The 19,122-nt window shown below is 61.9% G+C and carries 18 protein-coding genes; 3 read left to right on the top strand and 15 right to left on the bottom strand.

From position 1 onward, the window contains the following. The first annotated feature begins 41 nt into the window (after positions 1-41). Positions 42-1,055 carry a GlxA family transcriptional regulator gene (locus EB233_RS16970; RefSeq protein ID WP_425487707.1) on the top strand — a complete coding sequence of 338 codons (1,014 nt, stop codon included), beginning with the start codon at positions 42-44 and terminating at the stop codon, positions 1,053-1,055. 15 nt (positions 1,056-1,070) lie between these two features. Here the strand turns inward: EB233_RS16970 and EB233_RS16965 are convergent, their stop codons facing one another. From EB233_RS16965 to EB233_RS16950, 4 genes are all read right to left on the bottom strand, one after another. Continuing rightward, complete coding sequence (locus EB233_RS16965; RefSeq protein WP_064988809.1) at positions 1,071-1,868, bottom strand: ABC transporter ATP-binding protein; 798 nt, start codon at positions 1,866-1,868, stop codon at positions 1,071-1,073. Next, the gene (locus EB233_RS16960; RefSeq protein WP_064988340.1) at positions 1,865-2,638 is read right to left on the bottom strand and encodes an ABC transporter permease; all 774 of its coding nucleotides are present in this window, start codon (positions 2,636-2,638) and stop codon (positions 1,865-1,867) included. The genes EB233_RS16965 and EB233_RS16960 overlap by 4 nt, the downstream gene beginning before the upstream one ends. Positions 2,639-2,729: 91 nt before the next feature. Further along, complete coding sequence (locus EB233_RS16955) at positions 2,730-3,680, bottom strand: ABC transporter substrate-binding protein (RefSeq protein WP_064988339.1); 951 nt, start codon at positions 3,678-3,680, stop codon at positions 2,730-2,732. A 139-nt stretch (positions 3,681-3,819) separates the two neighbouring features. After that, positions 3,820-4,161, bottom strand: coding sequence for a peptidase inhibitor family I36 protein (locus EB233_RS16950; RefSeq protein WP_027051325.1), 342 nt, complete (start codon positions 4,159-4,161; stop codon positions 3,820-3,822). A 372-nt stretch (positions 4,162-4,533) separates the two neighbouring features. Between EB233_RS16950 and EB233_RS16945 the strand changes: the two genes are divergently transcribed. Next, positions 4,534-5,169: an outer membrane protein gene (locus EB233_RS16945; RefSeq protein WP_064988338.1), complete on the top strand. Its 636-nt coding sequence runs from the start codon at positions 4,534-4,536 to the stop codon at positions 5,167-5,169. Here EB233_RS16945 and EB233_RS16940 read toward each other — a convergent pair. The 11 genes from EB233_RS16940 to EB233_RS16890 all read right to left on the bottom strand — a co-directional run bounded on the left by EB233_RS16940 (position 5,166) and on the right by EB233_RS16890 (position 18,082). Continuing rightward, positions 5,166-5,870, bottom strand: coding sequence for a GNAT family N-acetyltransferase (locus EB233_RS16940; RefSeq protein ID WP_064988337.1), 705 nt, complete (start codon positions 5,868-5,870; stop codon positions 5,166-5,168). The genes EB233_RS16945 and EB233_RS16940 overlap by 4 nt on opposite strands. A gap of 182 nt (positions 5,871-6,052) precedes the next feature. Next, entirely contained in the window at positions 6,053-6,901 is an 849-nt protein-coding gene (locus EB233_RS16935; RefSeq protein WP_064988336.1) for a DUF1194 domain-containing protein, read from the bottom strand. A gap of 91 nt (positions 6,902-6,992) precedes the next feature. Beyond that, positions 6,993-9,554, bottom strand: a complete 2,562-nt coding sequence (locus EB233_RS16930) for a GcvT family protein (protein WP_064988335.1) — start codon at positions 9,552-9,554, stop codon at positions 6,993-6,995. Between the two features lie 154 nt (positions 9,555-9,708). Next, positions 9,709-10,467, bottom strand: coding sequence for an FkbM family methyltransferase (locus EB233_RS16925; RefSeq protein WP_064988334.1), 759 nt, complete (start codon positions 10,465-10,467; stop codon positions 9,709-9,711). Beyond that, positions 10,464-11,696: a glycosyltransferase 87 family protein gene (locus tag EB233_RS16920; protein ID WP_064988808.1), complete on the bottom strand. Its 1,233-nt coding sequence runs from the start codon at positions 11,694-11,696 to the stop codon at positions 10,464-10,466. Before EB233_RS16920 ends, EB233_RS16925 begins: the two co-directional genes overlap by 4 nt. 24 nt (positions 11,697-11,720) lie before the next feature. Further along, entirely contained in the window at positions 11,721-13,193 is a 1,473-nt protein-coding gene (locus EB233_RS16915; RefSeq protein WP_064988333.1) for an aspartate aminotransferase family protein, read from the bottom strand. Positions 13,194-13,254: 61 nt separating this feature from the next. Continuing rightward, positions 13,255-14,262 carry an NAD-dependent epimerase/dehydratase family protein gene (locus tag EB233_RS16910; protein ID WP_064988332.1) on the bottom strand — a complete coding sequence of 336 codons (1,008 nt, stop codon included), beginning with the start codon at positions 14,260-14,262 and terminating at the stop codon, positions 13,255-13,257. Further along, positions 14,259-14,684, bottom strand: a complete 426-nt coding sequence (locus EB233_RS16905; protein ID WP_064988331.1) for an EamA family transporter — start codon at positions 14,682-14,684, stop codon at positions 14,259-14,261. The genes EB233_RS16910 and EB233_RS16905 overlap by 4 nt, the downstream gene beginning before the upstream one ends. 123 nt (positions 14,685-14,807) lie before the next feature. Further along, positions 14,808-16,157 carry an FAD-binding oxidoreductase gene (locus tag EB233_RS16900; protein ID WP_064988330.1) on the bottom strand — a complete coding sequence of 450 codons (1,350 nt, stop codon included), beginning with the start codon at positions 16,155-16,157 and terminating at the stop codon, positions 14,808-14,810. A gap of 2 nt (positions 16,158-16,159) precedes the next feature. Then, positions 16,160-17,593, bottom strand: coding sequence for a UbiA family prenyltransferase (locus tag EB233_RS16895; RefSeq protein WP_064988329.1), 1,434 nt, complete (start codon positions 17,591-17,593; stop codon positions 16,160-16,162). Between the two features lie 225 nt (positions 17,594-17,818). Beyond that, a complete protein-coding gene (locus EB233_RS16890) occupies positions 17,819-18,082 on the bottom strand; it encodes a hypothetical protein (RefSeq protein WP_027051313.1) in 264 nt (87 codons plus the stop codon). Positions 18,083-18,295: 213 nt separating this feature from the next. Between EB233_RS16890 and EB233_RS16885 the strand changes: the two genes are divergently transcribed. Then, positions 18,296-19,117, top strand: coding sequence for a helix-turn-helix domain-containing protein (locus tag EB233_RS16885; protein WP_064988807.1), 822 nt, complete (start codon positions 18,296-18,298; stop codon positions 19,115-19,117). The last annotated feature ends 5 nt before the right edge of the window (positions 19,118-19,122 follow it).

Below are 19,122 nucleotides of genomic sequence, written 5' to 3'. Positions count from 1 at the left end.
TCGCTATGCTATTCGCGACATCCTGTTCGCGCCATGGCCAGATGAGGTTCCCCGTGAACGCCGTCAAGCATCCGATCAAGCGATCGTTTGTGTTCTTCCTTGTCCCCGATTTCACCATGATCGCTTTTGCGACCGCGCTCGATCCGCTGCGCTCGGCCAATCGAATGCTCGGCTACGAGGCCTATTGCTGGCGCCTCGCCAGCATCGACGGCAAGCCCGTGCGCGCCTCGAACGGCGTCGAATGCGCGGTCAACACCTCGCTGGAGGAAGAGCGCAAGAAGATGGCCGGACCCGAGCGGCCGAACATGGCCATCGTCTGCAGCGGCATCAATGTCGAGCGCTACCAGAACAAGTCGGCCTTCGCCTGGCTGCGCGAGGAATATAATCGCGGCGTCGCCGTTGGCGGCCTGTGCACCGGCGCGCACATCCTTGCCGCCGCCGGCCTCTTGTCCAACAAGCGCTGCGCCATCCATTGGGAAAACCTGCCGGGCTTTTCCGAGGCGTTTCCAAAGGCCAACGTCTTTGCCGACCTGTTCGAGATCGACCAGAACGTCTACACCTGCGCCGGCGGCACCGCCGCGCTCGACATGATGCTGAAGCTGATCGGCGACGATTTCGACGAAAGCCTCGTCAACCGGGTCTGCGAGCAGGTGCTGACCGACCGCGTGCGCAGCCCGACCGATCGCCAGCGCCTGCCGCTGCGTGCCCGCCTTGGCGTGCAGAACTCGAAGGTGCTGACCATCATCGAACTGATGGAAGGCAATCTCTCCGAGCCCCTGTCGCTGATCGAGATCGCCGACCATGTCGACCTGTCGCGCCGCCAGATCGAGCGGCTGTTCCGCACCGAGATGGGACGCTCTCCTGCCCGCTACTATCTGGAGATCCGGCTCGACCGCGCCAGGCATCTCTTGATCCAGTCCTCGATGCCGGTGGTCGAGGTGGCGGTTGCCTGCGGCTTCGTCTCGGCCTCGCATTTCTCCAAATGCTACCGCGAGCTCTACGCCCGTTCGCCGCAGCAGGAGCGTGTCGACCGCAAGCAACTGCTGGCGGCCTGATCCGAACGCTCCGGATCAGGCCTCGGCCGGCTGGCCCTGCGCCGTGCGCATCGCCTCGACCCGGATGTCCTCGGTCAGCCGCGCCTTCAGCGCCGAGAATTCCGGACTGGTCTTCAGCGTGTAGTGGCGCGGATGCGGCAGGTCGACGGCGACATCCGATTTGATGCGGCCGGGCCGCGCGGTCATCACGATGACGCGCGAGGCCATGAAGATTGCCTCCTCGATGTCGTGGGTGACGAACAGCACCGTCTTCTTGCGCCGCTCCCAGATGCCGAGCAACAGCTCCTGCATCAGCCCGCGCGTCTGGTTGTCGAGCGCGCCAAACGGTTCGTCCAGCAGCAGGATCTCCGGATCGTTGGCCAGCGCACGGGCAATCGCCGTACGCTGCTGCATGCCGCCGGAAAGCTGCTTTGGCCAATGGTTCTCGAACCCTTTCAGCCCGACAAGATCGACATAGGACGCGACAATGCCGTCCATTTCCTTTTGCGCCATGCCGCGTTCCCGCAGGCCGAAGGCGATGTTTTCCGCGACCGTCAGCCAGGGAAACAGCGTATAGGACTGAAAAACCATGCCGCGGTCCGGTCCTGGCCGGATCACCGCCTTGCCGCCGAGCAGCACGCGGCCCTCGCTCGGCGCTTCGAGACCGGCGACGATCCTCAACAGCGTCGACTTTCCGCAACCGGACGGCCCCAGAATGGTGATGAAATCATTGGCGGCGACCGCCAGGTCGACCGGCATCAGCGCCTTGACCGGCTGCCCCCCACGCACGCCCGCAAAGGTGCGCGATACGCCCTCGATGAGAAGCTTGCTCACGCCAGGCTCCACGGAAAGAGCCAGCGGTTGAAGGCCTTGAAAGCGAAATCGGACAACAGCCCGATCAGGCCGATGACGATGATGCCGAAGATGATCTGTCCGGTCGCCAGCCGCGACTGGCTGTTGATGATCATGTAGCCGATGCCTGACGACGAGCCGATCAGCTCGGCGACGATGACATAGGTCCACGCCCAGCCCAGCACCAGCCGCAGCGTCTCGGCGATTTCGGGCGCATTGGCCGGCATGATCACCCGTTTGACGATGCCGTTGTTGGTCGAGCCCAGCGTATAGGCGGCCTCGACCAGATCGCGCCGAGTGGACCCGACCTTGACGGCGACGATCAGGATGATCTGGAAGACCGAACCGACGAAGATGACCAGCAACTTTTCCAGCTCGCCAATGCCTGCCCACAGGATGAGCAGCGGAATGAAGGCCGAGGCCGGCAGATAGCGGGCAAAGGAGACGAAGGGTTCCAGGAAGGCCTCCACCGGCTTCCAGGCGCCCATGGCGATGCCGATAGGCACCGCGACCACCGACGCCAGCACAAAGCCGCCGAAGACCCGCCAGATCGTGATCAATATGTCGAGCCAGAAACGGTCCTCGACCAGCAGCCTCCAGCCGTCCCTGAGCATCGACAGCGGGTCGGCGAGGAAGATGCGATTGACGTGGCCGCCAAGCGTGATCCAGGCCCAGAAGGCAATAAACAGCACAAAGAAGGAAATGCCGAGCATGGTTCGCATGCCCGGCGAGACTGGATGCAAGGGGCGCATCTTCACATGGTCCCCATCAAATGGTCGCTTGTCCAGGAAAAGGCGGTGGCGCCAGGCACCGCCGCCTGATGGGCAAAAGCCTGCCGGGCGATCAGTTCGCCACCGCGCTGGTGTCGGCCAGCGTGGTGACATCGGGCGCTTGCTTGATCAGCCCCATCTGCAACAGCAGGTCGCCCGCCGTCTTGGAAAAGTCCGGGAATTCCTTGGTGAAGAACTCCTTGTTGGCGGCCTTGTCAGCCCACTTCAGGTACTTCGCCGAATCCTCGAATTCCTTGGCCGACTGTTTCACATCGGCACCCATGATCTCGTAGGATTTTTGCGGATCCTTCTTGATCAGGTCGAGCGCGTCGAAATAGCTGTCGGCGAGCGCCTTGGCGGCGTCGGGATTGGCCTTGAGGAATTCTGGAGTGCAGCCGACCGTGTCGAGCACCATCGGATAGTCGAGCGTGGTCGCCAGGATGTGGCCCTGGTCGGCCTTGTCGCGCACGGCGGAGATGAACGGCTCATAGGTGACCGCCGCGTCGTTCTGACCCGCAAGGAAGGCCTGCGCCGCCGCGTCCGGCTCCAGATTGACGACGGTGACGTCCTTGGTCGACATGCCGTTCTTGTTCAGCACCCAGGCCAGCAGGAAATAGGGCGACGTGCCGGGCGCCGAGGAGGCGACATTCTTGCCCTTGAGATCGGCGACGCTCTTGATGTCGTTGCGCACGACAATGCCGTCGGCCCCATAGGATTTGTCGAGCTGGAAGATCTGCTTGGTCGTCACCCCGCTGGCGTTCCACACCAACCAGGTCTCGACTGTTGTGGCTGCGCATTGCAGGTCGCCGCTGGCGATGGCGAGCGGACGGCTGGCTTGCGGCACCTTCTTCAAGGTCACGTCGAGGCCGTGCTTCTCGAAGAGGCCTGCCTGCTTGGCAAGCGTCAGCGGCGCAAAACCGGTCCAGCCGCTGATGCCGATGGTGACCGAAGTGGCGGCCATCACCGGCGCGGACAGGCCGGCGGCAAGCGTCAAGGTTACGGCAAGTACGGCGATCCTGTTCATGTCGGTTCCCCTTTTGTTTCTCTGGGGGAAATTGTTCACAGACGCCAATCGGCTTGTCAATCAACAGGAACGTGTTCGGCGGCAACGTCGTTGGGCCGCCTTGTCGCCGACGCTTGGCGAGGCTGCAGCCCCGGCGCGGTCAATAACCGTCGCAATAGCACTCGGCCGACGAGATGCGGTCGTTCCAGTCACCGCCCAGCTCGCGAGCCCGGCGCCTGATCTCGATCGATTCACCCCTCATATTCGTATCCTCATAGGCAACGAGCGTGCAGCCGCGGCGAACGAATACAGACGACACGCGGTCGTTCCAGAACTGGCCGCCACGAAAATTCACCGAATCGTCGGGGCCCATTTCGATCGACCGCCCACGAAAATTCACATGCTCGAACATGACGCAGGCAGGCTGGTCGTCATATTGGGCGCTGGCGCCGCCGGTAAAAAGCACGGACGCGACAGCAGTCAGGATGGCAAGGCGTTTCATCTGATGTTTCCTCGGTTCGACCGCGGCCCCCACCGGCTGGATAGCGCGGTCCGGCCGTTTTGCCAATGCTTCGGTCGGACAGGCCAATAACCAGGGGCGACTGAGGCACTTGAAACCCGCAGCGCAGCGGAAGGAGCATCCGGACCGTCACAGAGGCCACGTTGGGACGACCCGTCTCTGGACGTATCCAACCGGCGGTCTTTGTCATGACGCTCCACTCATGTTAGCCGCGTTTTCGCCCGTGAAATGGCTGGCCTGGAACGCTTTCCCAGGCAAGGAACCAGTCCAAAAAAGGTGTCCAGACTGTGACGATATTACTACAGCATTTTCAATGATATACGCCTACAAGCGACCCCATCGCGGGGTCGACACATGTTTAAAATATTCTACGCATCGGTGGCTCTCGTCGCTCTGACAGCACCAGCAGATGCCCAAAACGTTGACTGGACGGGCTATTATGCCGGCGCTGAAATTGGCGCAGGATTTTCGCACCCGGGCTTTAGCGGTGGTAATGTCGTCGGCGGTTCTGACTTCAACGATACTGCGTTTGTCGGCGGTGTCTTCGTCGGTCACGATTGGCAATCTGGCCAGTTTGTTTACGGCGGCGTGGCGAGCTTTGACTTCCTTGGTTTCCACAGCCAGACTGCCGAAGATCCGATATTTGGTGGCAAAACAAATTCGTATACTTATGATCTCGATTGGGTCGCTTCTGCCAGAGCACGCGCTGGCTTGCTAGCTTCGGACCAATTGTTGTTGTACGGAACGGCTGGTGTCGCAGTTACCCGCATCAAGACGTCATCGGATTTGTTTATTGTGGGCGCGGATACCGTGAACAAAACGCGTGTCGGCGGGGCATTTGGAGCGGGTTTTGAGTACGCCTTCGCTCCAAAATGGTCTTTCAAAACGGAATATGTCGAATATCTGTTCGACAAGGTCGAGGTAGCGAATTCAATTGATTTCAAACCGCGTTTCGGAACCCTGAATTTTGGGATTTCCTACCGGTTTTAGTTCTGCTTACGGCCAAACGATCTCGCGGTTTCTCGCACGAACTCCTTGGCAAGGCCGGGTCCTTCGAAAATGGGAAGTTTGGCCGCAACACGCACGCGGCTCTTAAACTCATCGATCGTCAGTGCGAAGATCAGTTGATCGAGCCTTTCTCCCGTCTTGGCGTCTAGACGGTGGGACCGCAATTCGCCCTCTTGGCGTAACATCCCAAGTCGGCAAGCAGTAACCGCCGCTTGATTGCGGGACAGCGGCTCAAACATCAGCTTTTGCAGGCCGCGCTCAGAAAACATGTGCCAGATCGCAAGCGTGACTGCTTCGAACGAAATTTGGAGCCGTCGATGGGCGATGTCCCCAACGATGAGATGCAATGATCCGACGCGGTGCCTTTGATCAATCTCTGCCATGATCAAGCCAATAGGCTCGTCGCTCTTGGTACGGATTGCCAGCAACATGCGCCGCACATTGTCGAAACTCGCGACATACGCTCGAAACGCCTCTGTGCTGAGCACTGTACCGGGCATATTCAACCCGGCTGCTACAGCCGGGTCGGCGAGCCAGCCTTCGATCCGTTTGTTCACCTCGTCTGGCCGTAAGGTGCGTATTCGACAGTATTCGCCGGATCGCTCAACAACTATCGGTTTGTGAGCTACTGCTTTGATCGATGAAAGGTTCAGGCGCTGGCCTGCCTGGGGCATTTTCGGCATAAGCGGACTCGCTCTCCCGGTGTAGAATTCTCAGCACACTACCGCGCCCCGTCAAAGCGCGCCTACCAGCTTCATTGCATAGCAGTGTTGGTCTCCACCGTTTGATATTCTCGCAGCCAACAGGCAAGCTTGAAAGGGACAAAAGGCTTTCGGCAAAGGCCATGCTCGGTGCGCAAAGAGCGTTAGCGGCTGTCCAACATCCAGCTGCGGTTGCGCCACATTTTCTCGCCGATCTGGCAGTCGGCGGGCGGCTTGTCCTGCGCCAGCACCACTGGCGGATGATCCGCCTCCTCCACCGCCCATTGCGGTGACGCCGGACCGGCGAGTTCGAGCACCAGCTTGCGGCGGATGGCTTCGGGAAATTGCGTCCAGTCGTTGACCGGGATCATGAAGGCGCCAGGGCCGCCGATGACGCAGTCGCTGTAGTAGCGGTCGAGATCGTTGACGTCGTACGCGCCGGAAAAGCCGCCCCGGGTCATCAGCGGCAGGCCGTTGATGACGATGCCTTGCCTGACCACGTCATCGCGGGTGAGATTGACCGGCGCACCCTGATTGTTGGGTCCGTCGCCGGAAATGTCGATGACACGCTTGGTTCCCTGGTAGCCGCTTTCGGCGAACAGATCGGCACCGAACTCCATCGCGCCGGAGATCGACGTGCGCCGCGCGCTGTCGGGAGGATGGGCATCGAGTTGCGCCACCACTTTTTCCGCATCGGCCCGGCTGGCAATCACCGTCCATGGCACGATGACCTTCTGCCATGTGGTGCCGGCCCATTCGACATAGGTGACGGCGATCTTGCCATAGGCGCCGTCGGCGATCGCCCGCAGCACATTCTCATGCGTCAGCGCCGCCGCGTAGCCGTGACGCTGGATCTCGAGCTCGTCCGCCGACATCGATAGCGAAACATCGACCGCCAGCACCAGCTCGACATCGACCGGCTCGTCCGCGCGCGATCCCGGCGCCAGCCACAGCATCAACGCCAGCGCGGCGCAGGCGGAAAGGAGATGTCTTGCGCGGGAACAAGCAGACATGCCGTAAGGGTAAGCGAAAACCGCGCGCTTAAAAAGACAAAAGCCCGGCTAGAAGCCAGGCTTTTGCAATCAATCCACTCTCGGCTCAAGATCAGCTGCGGGGCTTCAAATTCTCCGGATCGTAGAGCGGCTTGTAGCCGACACCGGCCACTTCGACCGGATAAGTCTCGCCGAAATACTCGACATTGAGCTTGCGGCCTTCCTGTGCATACGCGTGCGGCAGGTAGGCGAGCGCGATGTTCTTGCCGATGGTCGGGCCATAGGCAACCGAAGTGGTGAAGGAGCGGCGGCCGAGTTCGTCGACCAGCGTCTCTCCAGTGGCGGGATCCAGCACCGGCATGATGCCGACGGGATAACGCGCCACGCCCTTGGAATCGGTGTTCTCCGTCATCACCAGCGTGCACAAGGTCGCCGGTTGGTGCTCACGGGCCCGGTATTCGACATGCTTGGCCTTGCCGCAGAAATCGTTCTCCTTGACCTTCGGACGGGCGAGATCAGCTTCGAGCAGATTGTACTCGGTCAGAAGGTCGGCGTTCTGCAGCCGCAGGCTCTTTTCCATGCGCCGCGTATTGGCATAGGTCTCGACGCCGAACGGCATGACGCCGGTCGAGCGCAGCGCGTCCCATACGGCAAGCCCGTCCTCGTAACGCATATGCAGTTCCCAACCTTGCTCGCCGACATAGGAGATGCGGAACGCTGTGACATCCTTGCCGCCGATCCTGACCGGCTTGATCGCCGCGAAGGGGAAATTCTCGGGCGAAAGGCCCTCGGGGTTTTCGACCACCTTCTGCAAGGTGACGCGGGCATTCGGCCCCCAGATGCCGATCGTGACGTATTTCTCCGTGACGTCGGTGATCGTCGCGTCAAAGCCTTTGTCCTGCGCGGTTCGCTGCATATAGCGGAAATCGCGCGGACCGGCGTCGGCGCCATCGATCACTCGGCAGCGGTCGGCCATGCGGATCACGGTGAAGTCAGCGCGTACCATGCCTTCCTCGTCCAGGAAGTGGGTGTAGATGCCCTTGCCGATGTTGTTGTCGCCGCCGATCTTCGCCGCGCACAGCCACTCCAGCAGCGCCACATGGTCCGGTCCCTCGACGTCATACATCGAGAAGTGCGAGAGGTTGACGATGCCGCAATCCTCGCTCATCGCCAGATGTTCGGCATTGGAGACGCGCCAGAAATGGCGGTTGTCCCACTCGTTCTCGCGCACAGGCACCCGGTTGCCGTACTTTTCCAGCAGGTGCTCGTTGGCGGCGTAACCATGCGCACGCTCCCAGCCGCCAAGTTCCATGAAATAGCCGCCGAGCTCTTTCTCGCGCTCCCAGAACGGCGAGCGCCTGATGTTGCGGCCCTTGGAGAATGGCTCGCGCGGATGCACGGCCGGATTGTAGACCTTCATCGCCGTCTCGGTGCAGCGATCCCAGATGAACTGTTCCTTGGTCTGGTGCGGATAGAAGCGCGCATAGTCGATGGCGTGATGGTCGATCTCCGTGCGGCCGTCGGTCATCCAGTCGGCGATCAGCTTACCCATGCCTGGGCCGTCCTTGACCCAGATGGCGACGGCATACCAGAGGCCCCTCACCTTCTGGCTTTCGCCCATCGACGGGCCGCCATCGGCGGTGACTTGCAACAGGCCGTTGAAGGAATGGCTTTCGTTGTAGCCGAGTTCGCCGAGGATCGGCGTCAGTTCCATCGCGCGTTCGAGCGGCGCCAGGATCTGCTCCATGTCGAGGTCGCGCTGCGACGGCGACAGCCGCGCTTCATTCTTCTCAAGCAGGTCGCGTGGATGGCAGAGGCGCGGGTTGTTTTCTTCGTAATAGCCCCATTCGATCTGGCCGCCCTCGGCGGTCTTGGGATCGCCGGTATCGCGCATATAGGCCGAGTTGCCCTGGTCGCGCAGCAGCGGCCAGCCGATCTCCTTGCCGGTGCCGGCGAACTCATTGTAGGGGCCGAAGAAAGTCAGCGGATGGTCGATCGGCATGACCGGCAGGTCCTCGCCGACCATTTCCGCAATCAGCCGGCCCCAGATGCCGGCGCAGACGATGACATAGTCGGCTTCGATCGTACCGCGATCGGTCACCACGGCGCTGATGCGGCCATCCTTGACCACGAGCGACTTGGCCGGCGTATTGGCGAAGGATTTCAGCTTGCCCGAGGCTTCCGCCTGGTCGACGAGCTTGCCGGCAACGGTCTGCGAGCGCGGAATGACGAGGCCGGCATCCGGATCCCACAGGCCACCCTGCACCATGTCCTGCTCGATCAGCGGGAATTTTTCCTTGATCTCGGCCGGTTCGATCAGGCGCGCGCGTGTGCCGAAGGCCTTCGCCGAAGCGATCTTGCGCTTGATCTCGTCCATGCGGCCGTCGTCGCCGACACGGGCGACTTCGAGGCCGCCGATGCGCGCGTAATGGCCCATCTTCTCATAGAAATCGATGGAATAGAGCGTCGTCCAGCAGGACAGGAAATCGTGGCTGGTAGTGTAACAGAAGTCGGAGGCGTGCGCGGTCGAGCCAATGTCGGTCGGGATACCGGACTTGTCGATGCCGACAATGTCGTCCCAGCCGCGTTCGATCAGGTGATGCGCGATCGATGCGCCGACGATGCCGCCGAGGCCAATGATGACGACCTTCGCTTTTTTCGGAAACTCTGCCATTGCCCGCGACTCCAAGATGATAAAGCGGGCGCGCCGGCGCCCGTTCGAATGGCGCACAATATGCAGAGGACGATGATTGAGCTACCGCCTGTTTGCGACACGCCGCAGGTACGGCGCGACCCAACCCACAAGCGGACCGTCGAACGCGCTTATCTCAGCCGAATGCCCAGATATCCTCGGCCTGGAAGCCGACCTGATAGCCTGCCGTCTTCAGCTTGACCACGACCTGGCCGATCTCCGTGGCGGGCAGCGCGCCAACCTCGACCTTGATCATGCCCGGGCGGTAGCGCTTGAGGTCGAGCTGCTCGAAGACAATCCAGTCCGCGCCTTCGCAATCGACCAGGAATGCGTCGATATGGTCGATGCCGTTGCGGTCGAGCAGCGTCTGCAGCGTTTCCGAAGGCACTTCGATGTCCTTCAGGTGCGGTGCGAATTTGTTGAAGTTGGCGTCGGTCTCGCCCCAGGCATTCTTGCCCGACATCAGATTGGTGTCGGTGACCGAAGAGCAGCCGATGAACTCGATCGGTAGCGTGCCGGCCTCGAGGGCCGCGGCGTCGAAAGTGTGAACGGTGATCGTGCCCTTGGTCCTGGTGACCGCCACCGGCTCGATGATGAAACGGTCGGTATCGGGATAGTTGGCGCGCAGCCGCTTCTGATTGTACGGGATCGGCTCGACCAGCATGGCGCGGGCGCCGGAAATCTTGTGCAGCCACGGTGTGACATCGTCGAACAGCGCACCGTCGCAGGCGCCGACATTGACCATCTGGAACGGTCGCCCTGCTCCACCGAAGCGCGCTGTCAGCGCCGCCTTGGCGAGGAATTTCGTGCCGCGCAGCGACGGCCCGCGATCGAGCAGGCCAGAGGGAAGACCGAGCGACAAGACGGTGCGCGCCAGGCTGGATAGCGAACTCATGGCTTGTCTCCGGGAATGATTTGCAAGGCCACGCTCTGTTGGCCACGAACCGATACTGCCCACAGCGCCATGAACGGCGTCGCCAGCAGCAGGAAGGGCGGGATCAGATGCGGGAAATAGATGCGGGTGTCGTGGATCGGAAACACGGTGAACTTCGCCAGCGCACCCAGCACCAGGGCCGCGAACAGGATACCGGCACGACGGTCGAGACGAACACCGGCTCGGCCGGCGGCGAACCAGCCGGCCAGTGCCAGCACCGAAACGCCGACCCAGCTGTTGAGATTGACAGCGCGCAGCAGCGATGCGGCGAACGCCTTGAGATAGGCGGTGACCGAGAACGCCGGCTCGAACCCGTCCATATTGTAGTGCTGCTCGATGCTGGAGAACCACAGATGCGGCCACCAGCCGGGATGATGCGCCCAATGCGAAATGGCGAAATAGGCGACGAAGGACGCGGCAAAGCCGGCCAGCGCGCCCCATGCCCTCTGCCGGAACACGACCAGAAGCACAGCGAATATGGCAAGGAAAACAATATTGTCCGGCCGCACCATGAAAGCGAGGAAGAGCAGGATCGCGGTTGCCGCGTCGCGGCCACGCATATAGGCGTAGAGCCCGCCGAGCAGCAGTGCCGACGTCAGCAAATCCGGCGTCGCGGCACGCGCCGCATCGCCGAAATCAGCCATGATCAGCACCGCGCCGATCACCGGTGCCAAGGCCAAGGCCTTTGCCCAGCGCAGCCAGAGCAGCGTGATCACGCCGAACAGCAGCGCCGAGAACACCTGCACCAGGCGCATCGTCTCGACCGGCGACATCACGGCGCTCAGCGTCGACAGGATTTCGGCATAGAGGAACTTGATCCGGTACATGCCGAGCAGCGAATGGAAATCGGCGGCATTGTCCGTCATGTGGCTGCGGAAGCCGCCGCCATCATCGGTCAGCGTCTTGTACTCTGCGGCCGACACGCCCGCTTTGACCGTGCTGTAGGCGTAATCATGCAGCGCCTGCGCATCGGGATAGGTGCCCTCTTCGGCAATGGCGAGATAAGGCAGCATGTCCCAATTAGCGTCGGGCATTACCCATGCCGTGAACGCGGTCAGAAGCACGTAGAGGGCGAACGCCGCCGCGCCGATCGGTGCCGCCAGCCGCGCATAGGTCCCCTCGCCCCACGCCAGGCCGGTGTCGGCGAGCCGGTCGAGCGGGTTTTGCGGACTGGGCGACTTGGTCAGCATGAGGATGCTCAACGGACTTTGCGTTTAACGAACCTGGCTTTTGACGAAGTCCTTCACGATCGAAACGATGCCGCGCGACAACAGGCTGTCGAGAGCATCGACGAAGCGGTCGACATGCTCGCGCTGGCAGATCAGCGGCGGCTCGAGCCGGATGACGTTGCGATTGTACTCGGTGAAGGCGACGAGCACGTCGTAGTCGCGCAACAGCAGCGCGCCGACGAAACCCGACAGCGAGCCCTTCAGCTTGTCGTCGAGCACACTGACGATCGGGCGCAGCACCATCGGCAAGGTCTGCGAGAAGTCATGGAACTCCAGCCCGATCATGAAGCCTTTGCCGCGCACATCCTTGATGATCTTGGGATATTTGTCCTTGAGCGCCTGGAGGCGGGCGAGCAGATAGTCACCGGTGACGGCGGCATTGTCGATCAGCCCCTCGTCATAGAGCACGTTTAGGCCTTCGATCGAGGTGACGCAGGCCTCGCCCATGCCGCCAAAGGTCGCCATGGCATGGATCATCGCTGTCTTCGGCGTGCCATAGGCCTTCATGTAGACCTCGCGGCGCGCGATCATCGCGCCGACCGCCGCCTTGCCGGCGCCGAGCGACTTGGCCAACGCCGTCACGTCGGGAACGACGCCGTAATGCTCGAAGGCATAGAAGCGGCCGGAGCGGCCATAGCCGCACTGCACTTCGTCGGCGACCCACAGAACGCCATGCTGATCGCACAGCGCCCGCAGCTTCTGCCAGTATTGCGCCTCTGCCTGGATGATGCCGCCGCCACCCTGGATGGTTTCGAGCACGATGACGCCGACCTCTGGATCGCTGCGGAACAGGCGCTCGACCGCCTCGATGTCACCGAAGGGAATGCGCACCGTATTGTCGGCCACCTTGAAGTCGGCGCGGTAGAGCTGGCCATCGGTAATGCCGAGCACGCCCTTGGTCTTGCCGTGGAAGGAATTCTCGGCATAGACGATCTTCGGCCGCTTCGGACCGGCGGCGCGTTCGGCAAGCTTCACCGCCGCCTCCATCGCTTCGGAGCCGGACGACCCCAAAAACACCATGTCGAGATCGCCGGGTGAGCATTTGGCGATGTTGTGGGCGAGCGCAGCCGCGTATTGCGACATGAAGGCGATGGCGATCTCCTGGCGCTTCTCCTCCTGGAACTTCTTGCGTGCTTCGAGGATGCGCGGATGGTTGTGGCCGAAGGCCAACGAACCGAAGCCGCCGAAGAAATCGAGGATCTTGCGGCCGTTCTGGTCGATGTAGAACATGCCCTCGGCACGCTCGATCTTGATCTTGTGGAAGCCGAGCAACTTCATGAAATGCAACTGGCCGGGGTTGAGATGCGCCTTGAACAAATCGGTCATGCGGGCAACGTCCATCGCCTTGGCCTGCTCGACGCTGATCAGATCGGGTTTGGCGATGGTGGCGGGCGACAGCGCCGGCGCGCTGACCAGGGTGCGCGCATTCGCCTGTTCGGGCTTGGCCATGACGGTCATTTCAATCTCCTGTCCGCGCTGACGACCAGCGTCGTGCGCCGTGAACTGCTTGGCGAACCCGCTATTCGGCGGGCACATGTTTGGCGGCGACGGCGGGACCGGCCTTGTTGGCGCGGTATTCGCTGTAGGCGGCGATCAGCATGTCCTCGTCGCGATATTGCGGCACCCAGCCGAGCTGACGCTCGGCCTTGAACACGTCGAGCACGCACTCCTCGTCGGCGATCAGATATTGCTCCGGGTCCATGATCGGCATGTTCATCAGGTCGAGCAAATCGAGCGTGCGCTTGACCGCCCAGCCGGGCGTCGGGATCAGCAGCGACTTCGACCCGGCATGCCGGATCAGGTCGCCGAGCAGCTTCTTCACCGGCGGCGGATTGAGCGAGCCGAGATTATAGGCCTCATCAGGTACCCCGGCCTTCCAGGCCGCGCGCGCGGCTTCGGCGCAGTCGAACACCGAGATGAACTGATAGGGGTTTTTGCCCGAGCCGATCATCGGCACCGGAAGGTTCCAGTCGATCAGCTTGAACAGCTTTTCGAGGATGCCGAGCCGGCCGGGGCCGATGATCAGGCGCGGCCGGAACAGCGAGATCGACATGCCGCGCTGGCGCCATTCGGCGGCCAGTTCCTCGGTCTTCTGCTTCGACCAGCCATATTCGCCGAGCGGCGCGACCGGATGGTCCTCGGTCATCGGCTGGGTGATCGTGTGGCCGTAGATCATGTCGGTCGTGTAGTGGACAAGTTTTGGGGCACCTGCCTTGTCCATGGCCTGCATGATGTGCTCGGTGCCATGGAAGTTGACCGGGAAGAAGAAATCGTGCCGCTTGGCGCGCACCTGGATCGGCGACAGCATCTTGGCCGACAGATTGTAGACCATGTCGTCGGCCTTCAGCCCGACGGCGGCGACCGAGGCAGGATCGGTGACGTCGCAACGGGCGAACCGGACGTTGCGGTAATGCGGCAGGTCGCTCTTGACGATATCGGCGACGACGACCTCTTCGCCATCGGCCACGAGCTTCGGGGCAAGGTGACGACCGACGAAGCCGTCACCGCCGAAAATCACATGTCTCATCGAACGGTCTCGTTTGCAGGGATCTTGATGGAAGCGGTCTGGTCTTCATGCCCTCGCCCGCTTTGCGCAATCAGCACCGTGCCGACGCAGATGAAGGCGATGCCGGCGATGCGCCATCCATTGAGATCCTCGCGGAAGACGAAATAGGCGAAGACGGCGACAGCGACATAAGCCAGGCTGAGGAACGGATAGGCGAAGGAAAGCTCGACCTTGGACAGCACATAGAGGTGCGACGCCATGGAAATGACGAAGGTGCAAAGGCCGAGGAACACCCAGGGGCTGAAGACGATCTGTAGGAGCTTGACGAGCGGATTGACGCCCTCGAACGAGATCGGCCCAAGCGACATCATGCCTTGCTTCAGCATAAGCTGCGCAGCGGCATTGGTCATGACCGTAAAGAGTATGAAGACGATATATTTCATGCCAAATCACCCGCCCGTATCGTCGACTAATACAAACCTGAAAAGATTTCGTGAACTCACGATAGTGTTTTGAGTAAACTTCAGATTTAACTATTTGCTAACCACGATTTATTCCAATTTTATCTATTCGGCTGCTTCGGCGCCACGCCGTCTGAGGTCGATGCTGCCGGCCGTACGCGCCCAGAAATCGGACATGAAGGCGGGGTCGCGCAGCGCCTCCAGCCTCGGCCAGTCCGCGAAGGAGGCGGCGAAGGTCGCAGCGCTCATGCGCGCATCCTTGTAGGGGTTGACCGCCCCGCCCGCCTCGACCGTGATGCGGTCGAGCACGGCAAGCAGCCTCAACGTCTTTTCGCCTCGGTTGGGGAAATCCAGCGTCAGCGTATAACCTGGCCTGGGGAACGACAGCAGCGCCGGCGAGCGGATCGAACCGAAGCGTTTCAGTACGGTGAGGAACGACGCCTGCCCGACCTGCCGGGCAGCCGCGAGCAATTCCGGCACGACGATGCGCGCAGCCTGTTCCGGCACCACGCTCTGGTGCTGGAACAGCCCCTTGGGGCCATAAAGCCGGTTCCAGTCGCGCATACCGTCGAGCGGAAAGAAAAAACCGTGGTAGCTGGTCTGGCGCGGCACGGTCGCCCGGCCCTTCTTCCACCGGTAGGCGGCATTGAAAGCGGCCAGGAACGGCCGGTTGAGCACATTGAACGGCGGCTGGAACGGCACGGAAAGATTGCGGCCGGCGCGCGAGGCCACATGTGAACCATGCTCGGCGTGATTGCCGGTAAACAGCAGCCCGCGCCCGCTGCCGCGGCCGCCGGCGAGCTGGTCGATCCAGGCGACCGCATATTCATTGGCCAGATCCGCCGCAGCGGCCAGATCGAAAAATTCGCCGAGATCGCGGAACGGCGTCGCCTTCTCGACGATGTCGAGCGACTGCACCCGCATCAGCCGGATCGAGGCCGACAGGATCAGGCCGGTCAGCCCCATGCCGCCAATGGTCGCCGCAAACAGGCGCGGATTGTCCGCGGCCGAGCAGCGGTAGGTCTTGCCGTCGGAGCGCAGCAGCGTGAAGCTCTCGACGTGGCAGCCGAACGTACCGCGCCGGTGGTGGTTCTTGCCGTGCACGTCATTGGCGATGGCGCCGCCGAGCGTGACGAATTGCGTACCCGGGACCACCGCTGGAAAGAAGCCATGGGGTGCTGCATGCGCGATGATATCCGAAAGCAGCACGCCCGCGTCCGCTTCGAGCACACCGGTCTCGGCGTCGAAGGCGCGGATATGATCCAGGCTCCGCATGTCGACGACCACGCCGACATGGTTCTGGCAGGAATCGCCATAGGAACGACCATTGCCATAAGCGAGCAGCGATCCGTCCTTCGCCTGGCCGCCCTTCAGCAGCGCGATGGCATCGTCGGCGTGGATCGCTCGTGGTGTCGGCGGCGTGACGAGGCCGAAGCTCCGAAAATGTTCGGTCATGCCTACCAGCCTCCGATGACCAGCAGCACCGCGCCGATCAGAACCACGATCTGGCTGCGCCAGTCGCGGATGATGAAGACGACCGGGTCGTCATGCATCTCGTCGCGGCGTGCCAGGATCCAGACACGCATGGTGAGGTAAAGCACGATCGGCGGCAGAGGCCAGATCAGCCACGGATGCGGATAGAGTTCGCGCACCGCGACACTGTCCATATAGAGCGCCAGCACCAGCGCCGAGGAGAAGGCCGACGCCATGCCGGCCTGGGCGACGATCTCCTGGTCTTCGGTGCGATAGCCGCGGCCGGCAATGCGTTCGCCGGGCGGGATGGCGGTGGTTCTAAGTTCGACGAAGCGCTTCACCAGCGCCAATGACAGGAAAAAGAAGATCGAGAAGGCGAGCAGCCAGAACGAGACGTCGACGCCGGTCGCCGCCGCGCCGGCGATCACGCGGATCGTGTAGAGCCCGGCCAGCGTCAACACGTCGACCAGCAGCATGCGCTTGAACGACAGCGAATAGGCCGTGGTGACGACCATGTAGCCGCCAAGCACCGCCAGGAATTCGGGCGACAGGAAGAGCCCGGTGGCGATGCCGATCGCCAGCAGAACCGCGATCGCGCCGAGACCGAACGGGATCGACAGCGCGCCGCTGGCGAACGGCCGGTTGCGCTTGGTAACGTGCTTGCGGTCGAGCGCGAGGTCGAAGAAATCATTGAGGATGTAGATCGCCGACGCCACCGCGCTGAACGAGATGAACGCCAGCAGGCATTCCCAGATCATGTTGGAATTGAAATATTCGTGCGACAGCACCATCGGCACGGCGATCAGCGAGTTCTTCAGCCATTGGTGCACGCGCAGCATCTTGACGATGGTCCGCGTGGTCAGCTTTGGCGCCGGCATTGTTTCGGCGCCATGCGCCGCCTGCCAGCGCGCGGCATGGCGGTCGGGCGCGACAACGATTGCATTGCGCGCGGCGTCGAAGACCTGGAGGTCGTGGTGGCTGTTGCCGGCATAATCGAAGCCGCCATCGCCATAGGCAGCGACCAGCGAGGCGCGCTTCTTGCCCGAGGTGAGATTGTCGAGACCATCGGTCGCCAGCACCCGGTCGAAGATCCCGAGGTGGCAGGCAATGGCGTCGGCGAACTTACGCGGCGTGCCGGTTGCCAGCACGATCTTGCGGCCCTCGGCGTGCTCAGTGCGGAGCCGATCGAGCAGCGGCGCGCGATAAGGCAGCGACGCGGGGTCGATATCGATGTGCTGCGCGATGGCCTGCTTCAGCCGCGCCGGCCCGGCGGCCGCCCAGAACGGCACCAGCAAGATGTAGAGCGGATTCTTCTTGAGCAGAAGGAACAAGCCCTCCCACAACAGGTCGGTCGCGATCAGCGTGCCGTCGAGATCGACCGCAAGCGGTATTGCGTTCCTGTCCGACCGCGCATCCATCTACGTCCTGCCCCTGCCGCCGTTTTCCGGTAAACCGGAATCTCGTTGCGCACCGTGTTTCGGCGTCTTGGGGCTGGTATAGCGGGGTATAGCGTAGCGAACGTTAAAACGCCTGGTTGCAGGCGGCTGCCGCACAGGTATTTCCGGCGCCATTGTTAAGTAACTGCTACCGGAAACGATAAAAGGCCGAGCAAATGCCCGGCCTTTCCAACTATGCCCTTGTTATTACTTGATGCGGGCGACGCCGCCGGAAATCTCGAGGATTTCCGAACCCGTCAGGGCTTCAAGATCACCATTGGGCAAGGTAACGAAGCAGCCGCTCTGGCAGAACTCGACGGTTTCACCGGCGGCCAGCGCGAGTTCGGTCTTGCTGCCGCCCTCCGTCACGACCAGCGTGCGGGTCTCGGCGTCCTTGTTGACCGCGCTGGCGGCATGGGCCGAGCCGCTCACGGCGAGCATGGCGACGGCAGCGACGAGAGACTTCCACATTTTGCAATATCGGTGTTCCCACCGCCTCTGTTGCATTTCGCAAGGCATTTTCGCCCTTTGCATGGAGCTTATATGAGATGGAAGCTGAACCGCAACTGAATGCCGCATTCATGCCGCAATTGGCTTTGGGTTGTGCGCAGGCACGTCCAAGCCTGTTAATTTCGCCGACCGGCACGATATGATGCAGGAGGCGGCCAACGCGAAGAAATGACCATGCACGACAACTGGCTGGAAACGATCGGCGTTGCGGTTGAGTCGCGAAGGATTACCGCAGGTGTAACCCACTATGTGCCCGCATCCATCAACCATCGGCTTGGAGTCCATGTTGGAGCAGCAGTCAATGCGTCGTGCAACTGCGACGGCAAACATCACCGTCGGGTTCAGTCGGACGGCGACATCGACATCGTGCCCGCCGGGCTCGATGGCGACTGGCAGGATGACGCGGATTGCACCATCCTGCGACTGTGGGTCAGCCCGGCGCTGATCCGCCGTGCCGCCGAGGATCTCGAAATCGATCCGGACCGGGTCGTTATTCGTCCGCAGTTCCAGCGCCGCGACCCAAGGATCGAACATATCGCCCGTGCATTGGCGACCGGGCTGAGCCCGGACGTGCCATCCGACCGGGTGTATTTCGAAAGCCTCGCCAGGGCGTTGGCGGTGCGGGTCATCCAGGGTGCTGCATCAAGACCGGACGTTCGAGCCATGCAAGCGCTTTCCCCCGGCCAGAAGCACCGGCTGGCAGATTTCATCGAAGCCAAGCTCGATCAGGATCTTTCGCTGGATGAACTGGCGCAGGTGGCAGCCATTAGTGTCTCGCATCTGAAAGTGCTGTTTCGCCGCACCTTCGGCATGCCGCCCCACCGATATGTCATCCATCGCCGGGTCGAGCGGGCCAAAACGTTGCTGCACCAGGGGAAAATGCCGCTGAGCGAAATCGCGCTCGAAGCAGGTTTCGCACATCAGAGCCATATGGCCCAAAGCATGAAGCGCATCCTCGGCGTCACGCCGGGCGTCCTGATCCGCATGCGGCGCTAGCCGGC

It is taken from the genome of Mesorhizobium erdmanii (assembly GCF_013170725.1).
GTDB lineage: Bacteria > Pseudomonadota > Alphaproteobacteria > Rhizobiales > Rhizobiaceae > Mesorhizobium > Mesorhizobium erdmanii.
Note: the sequence above shows the minus strand (reverse complement) of the source record. Positions and strands in the feature narration are given on the sequence as shown.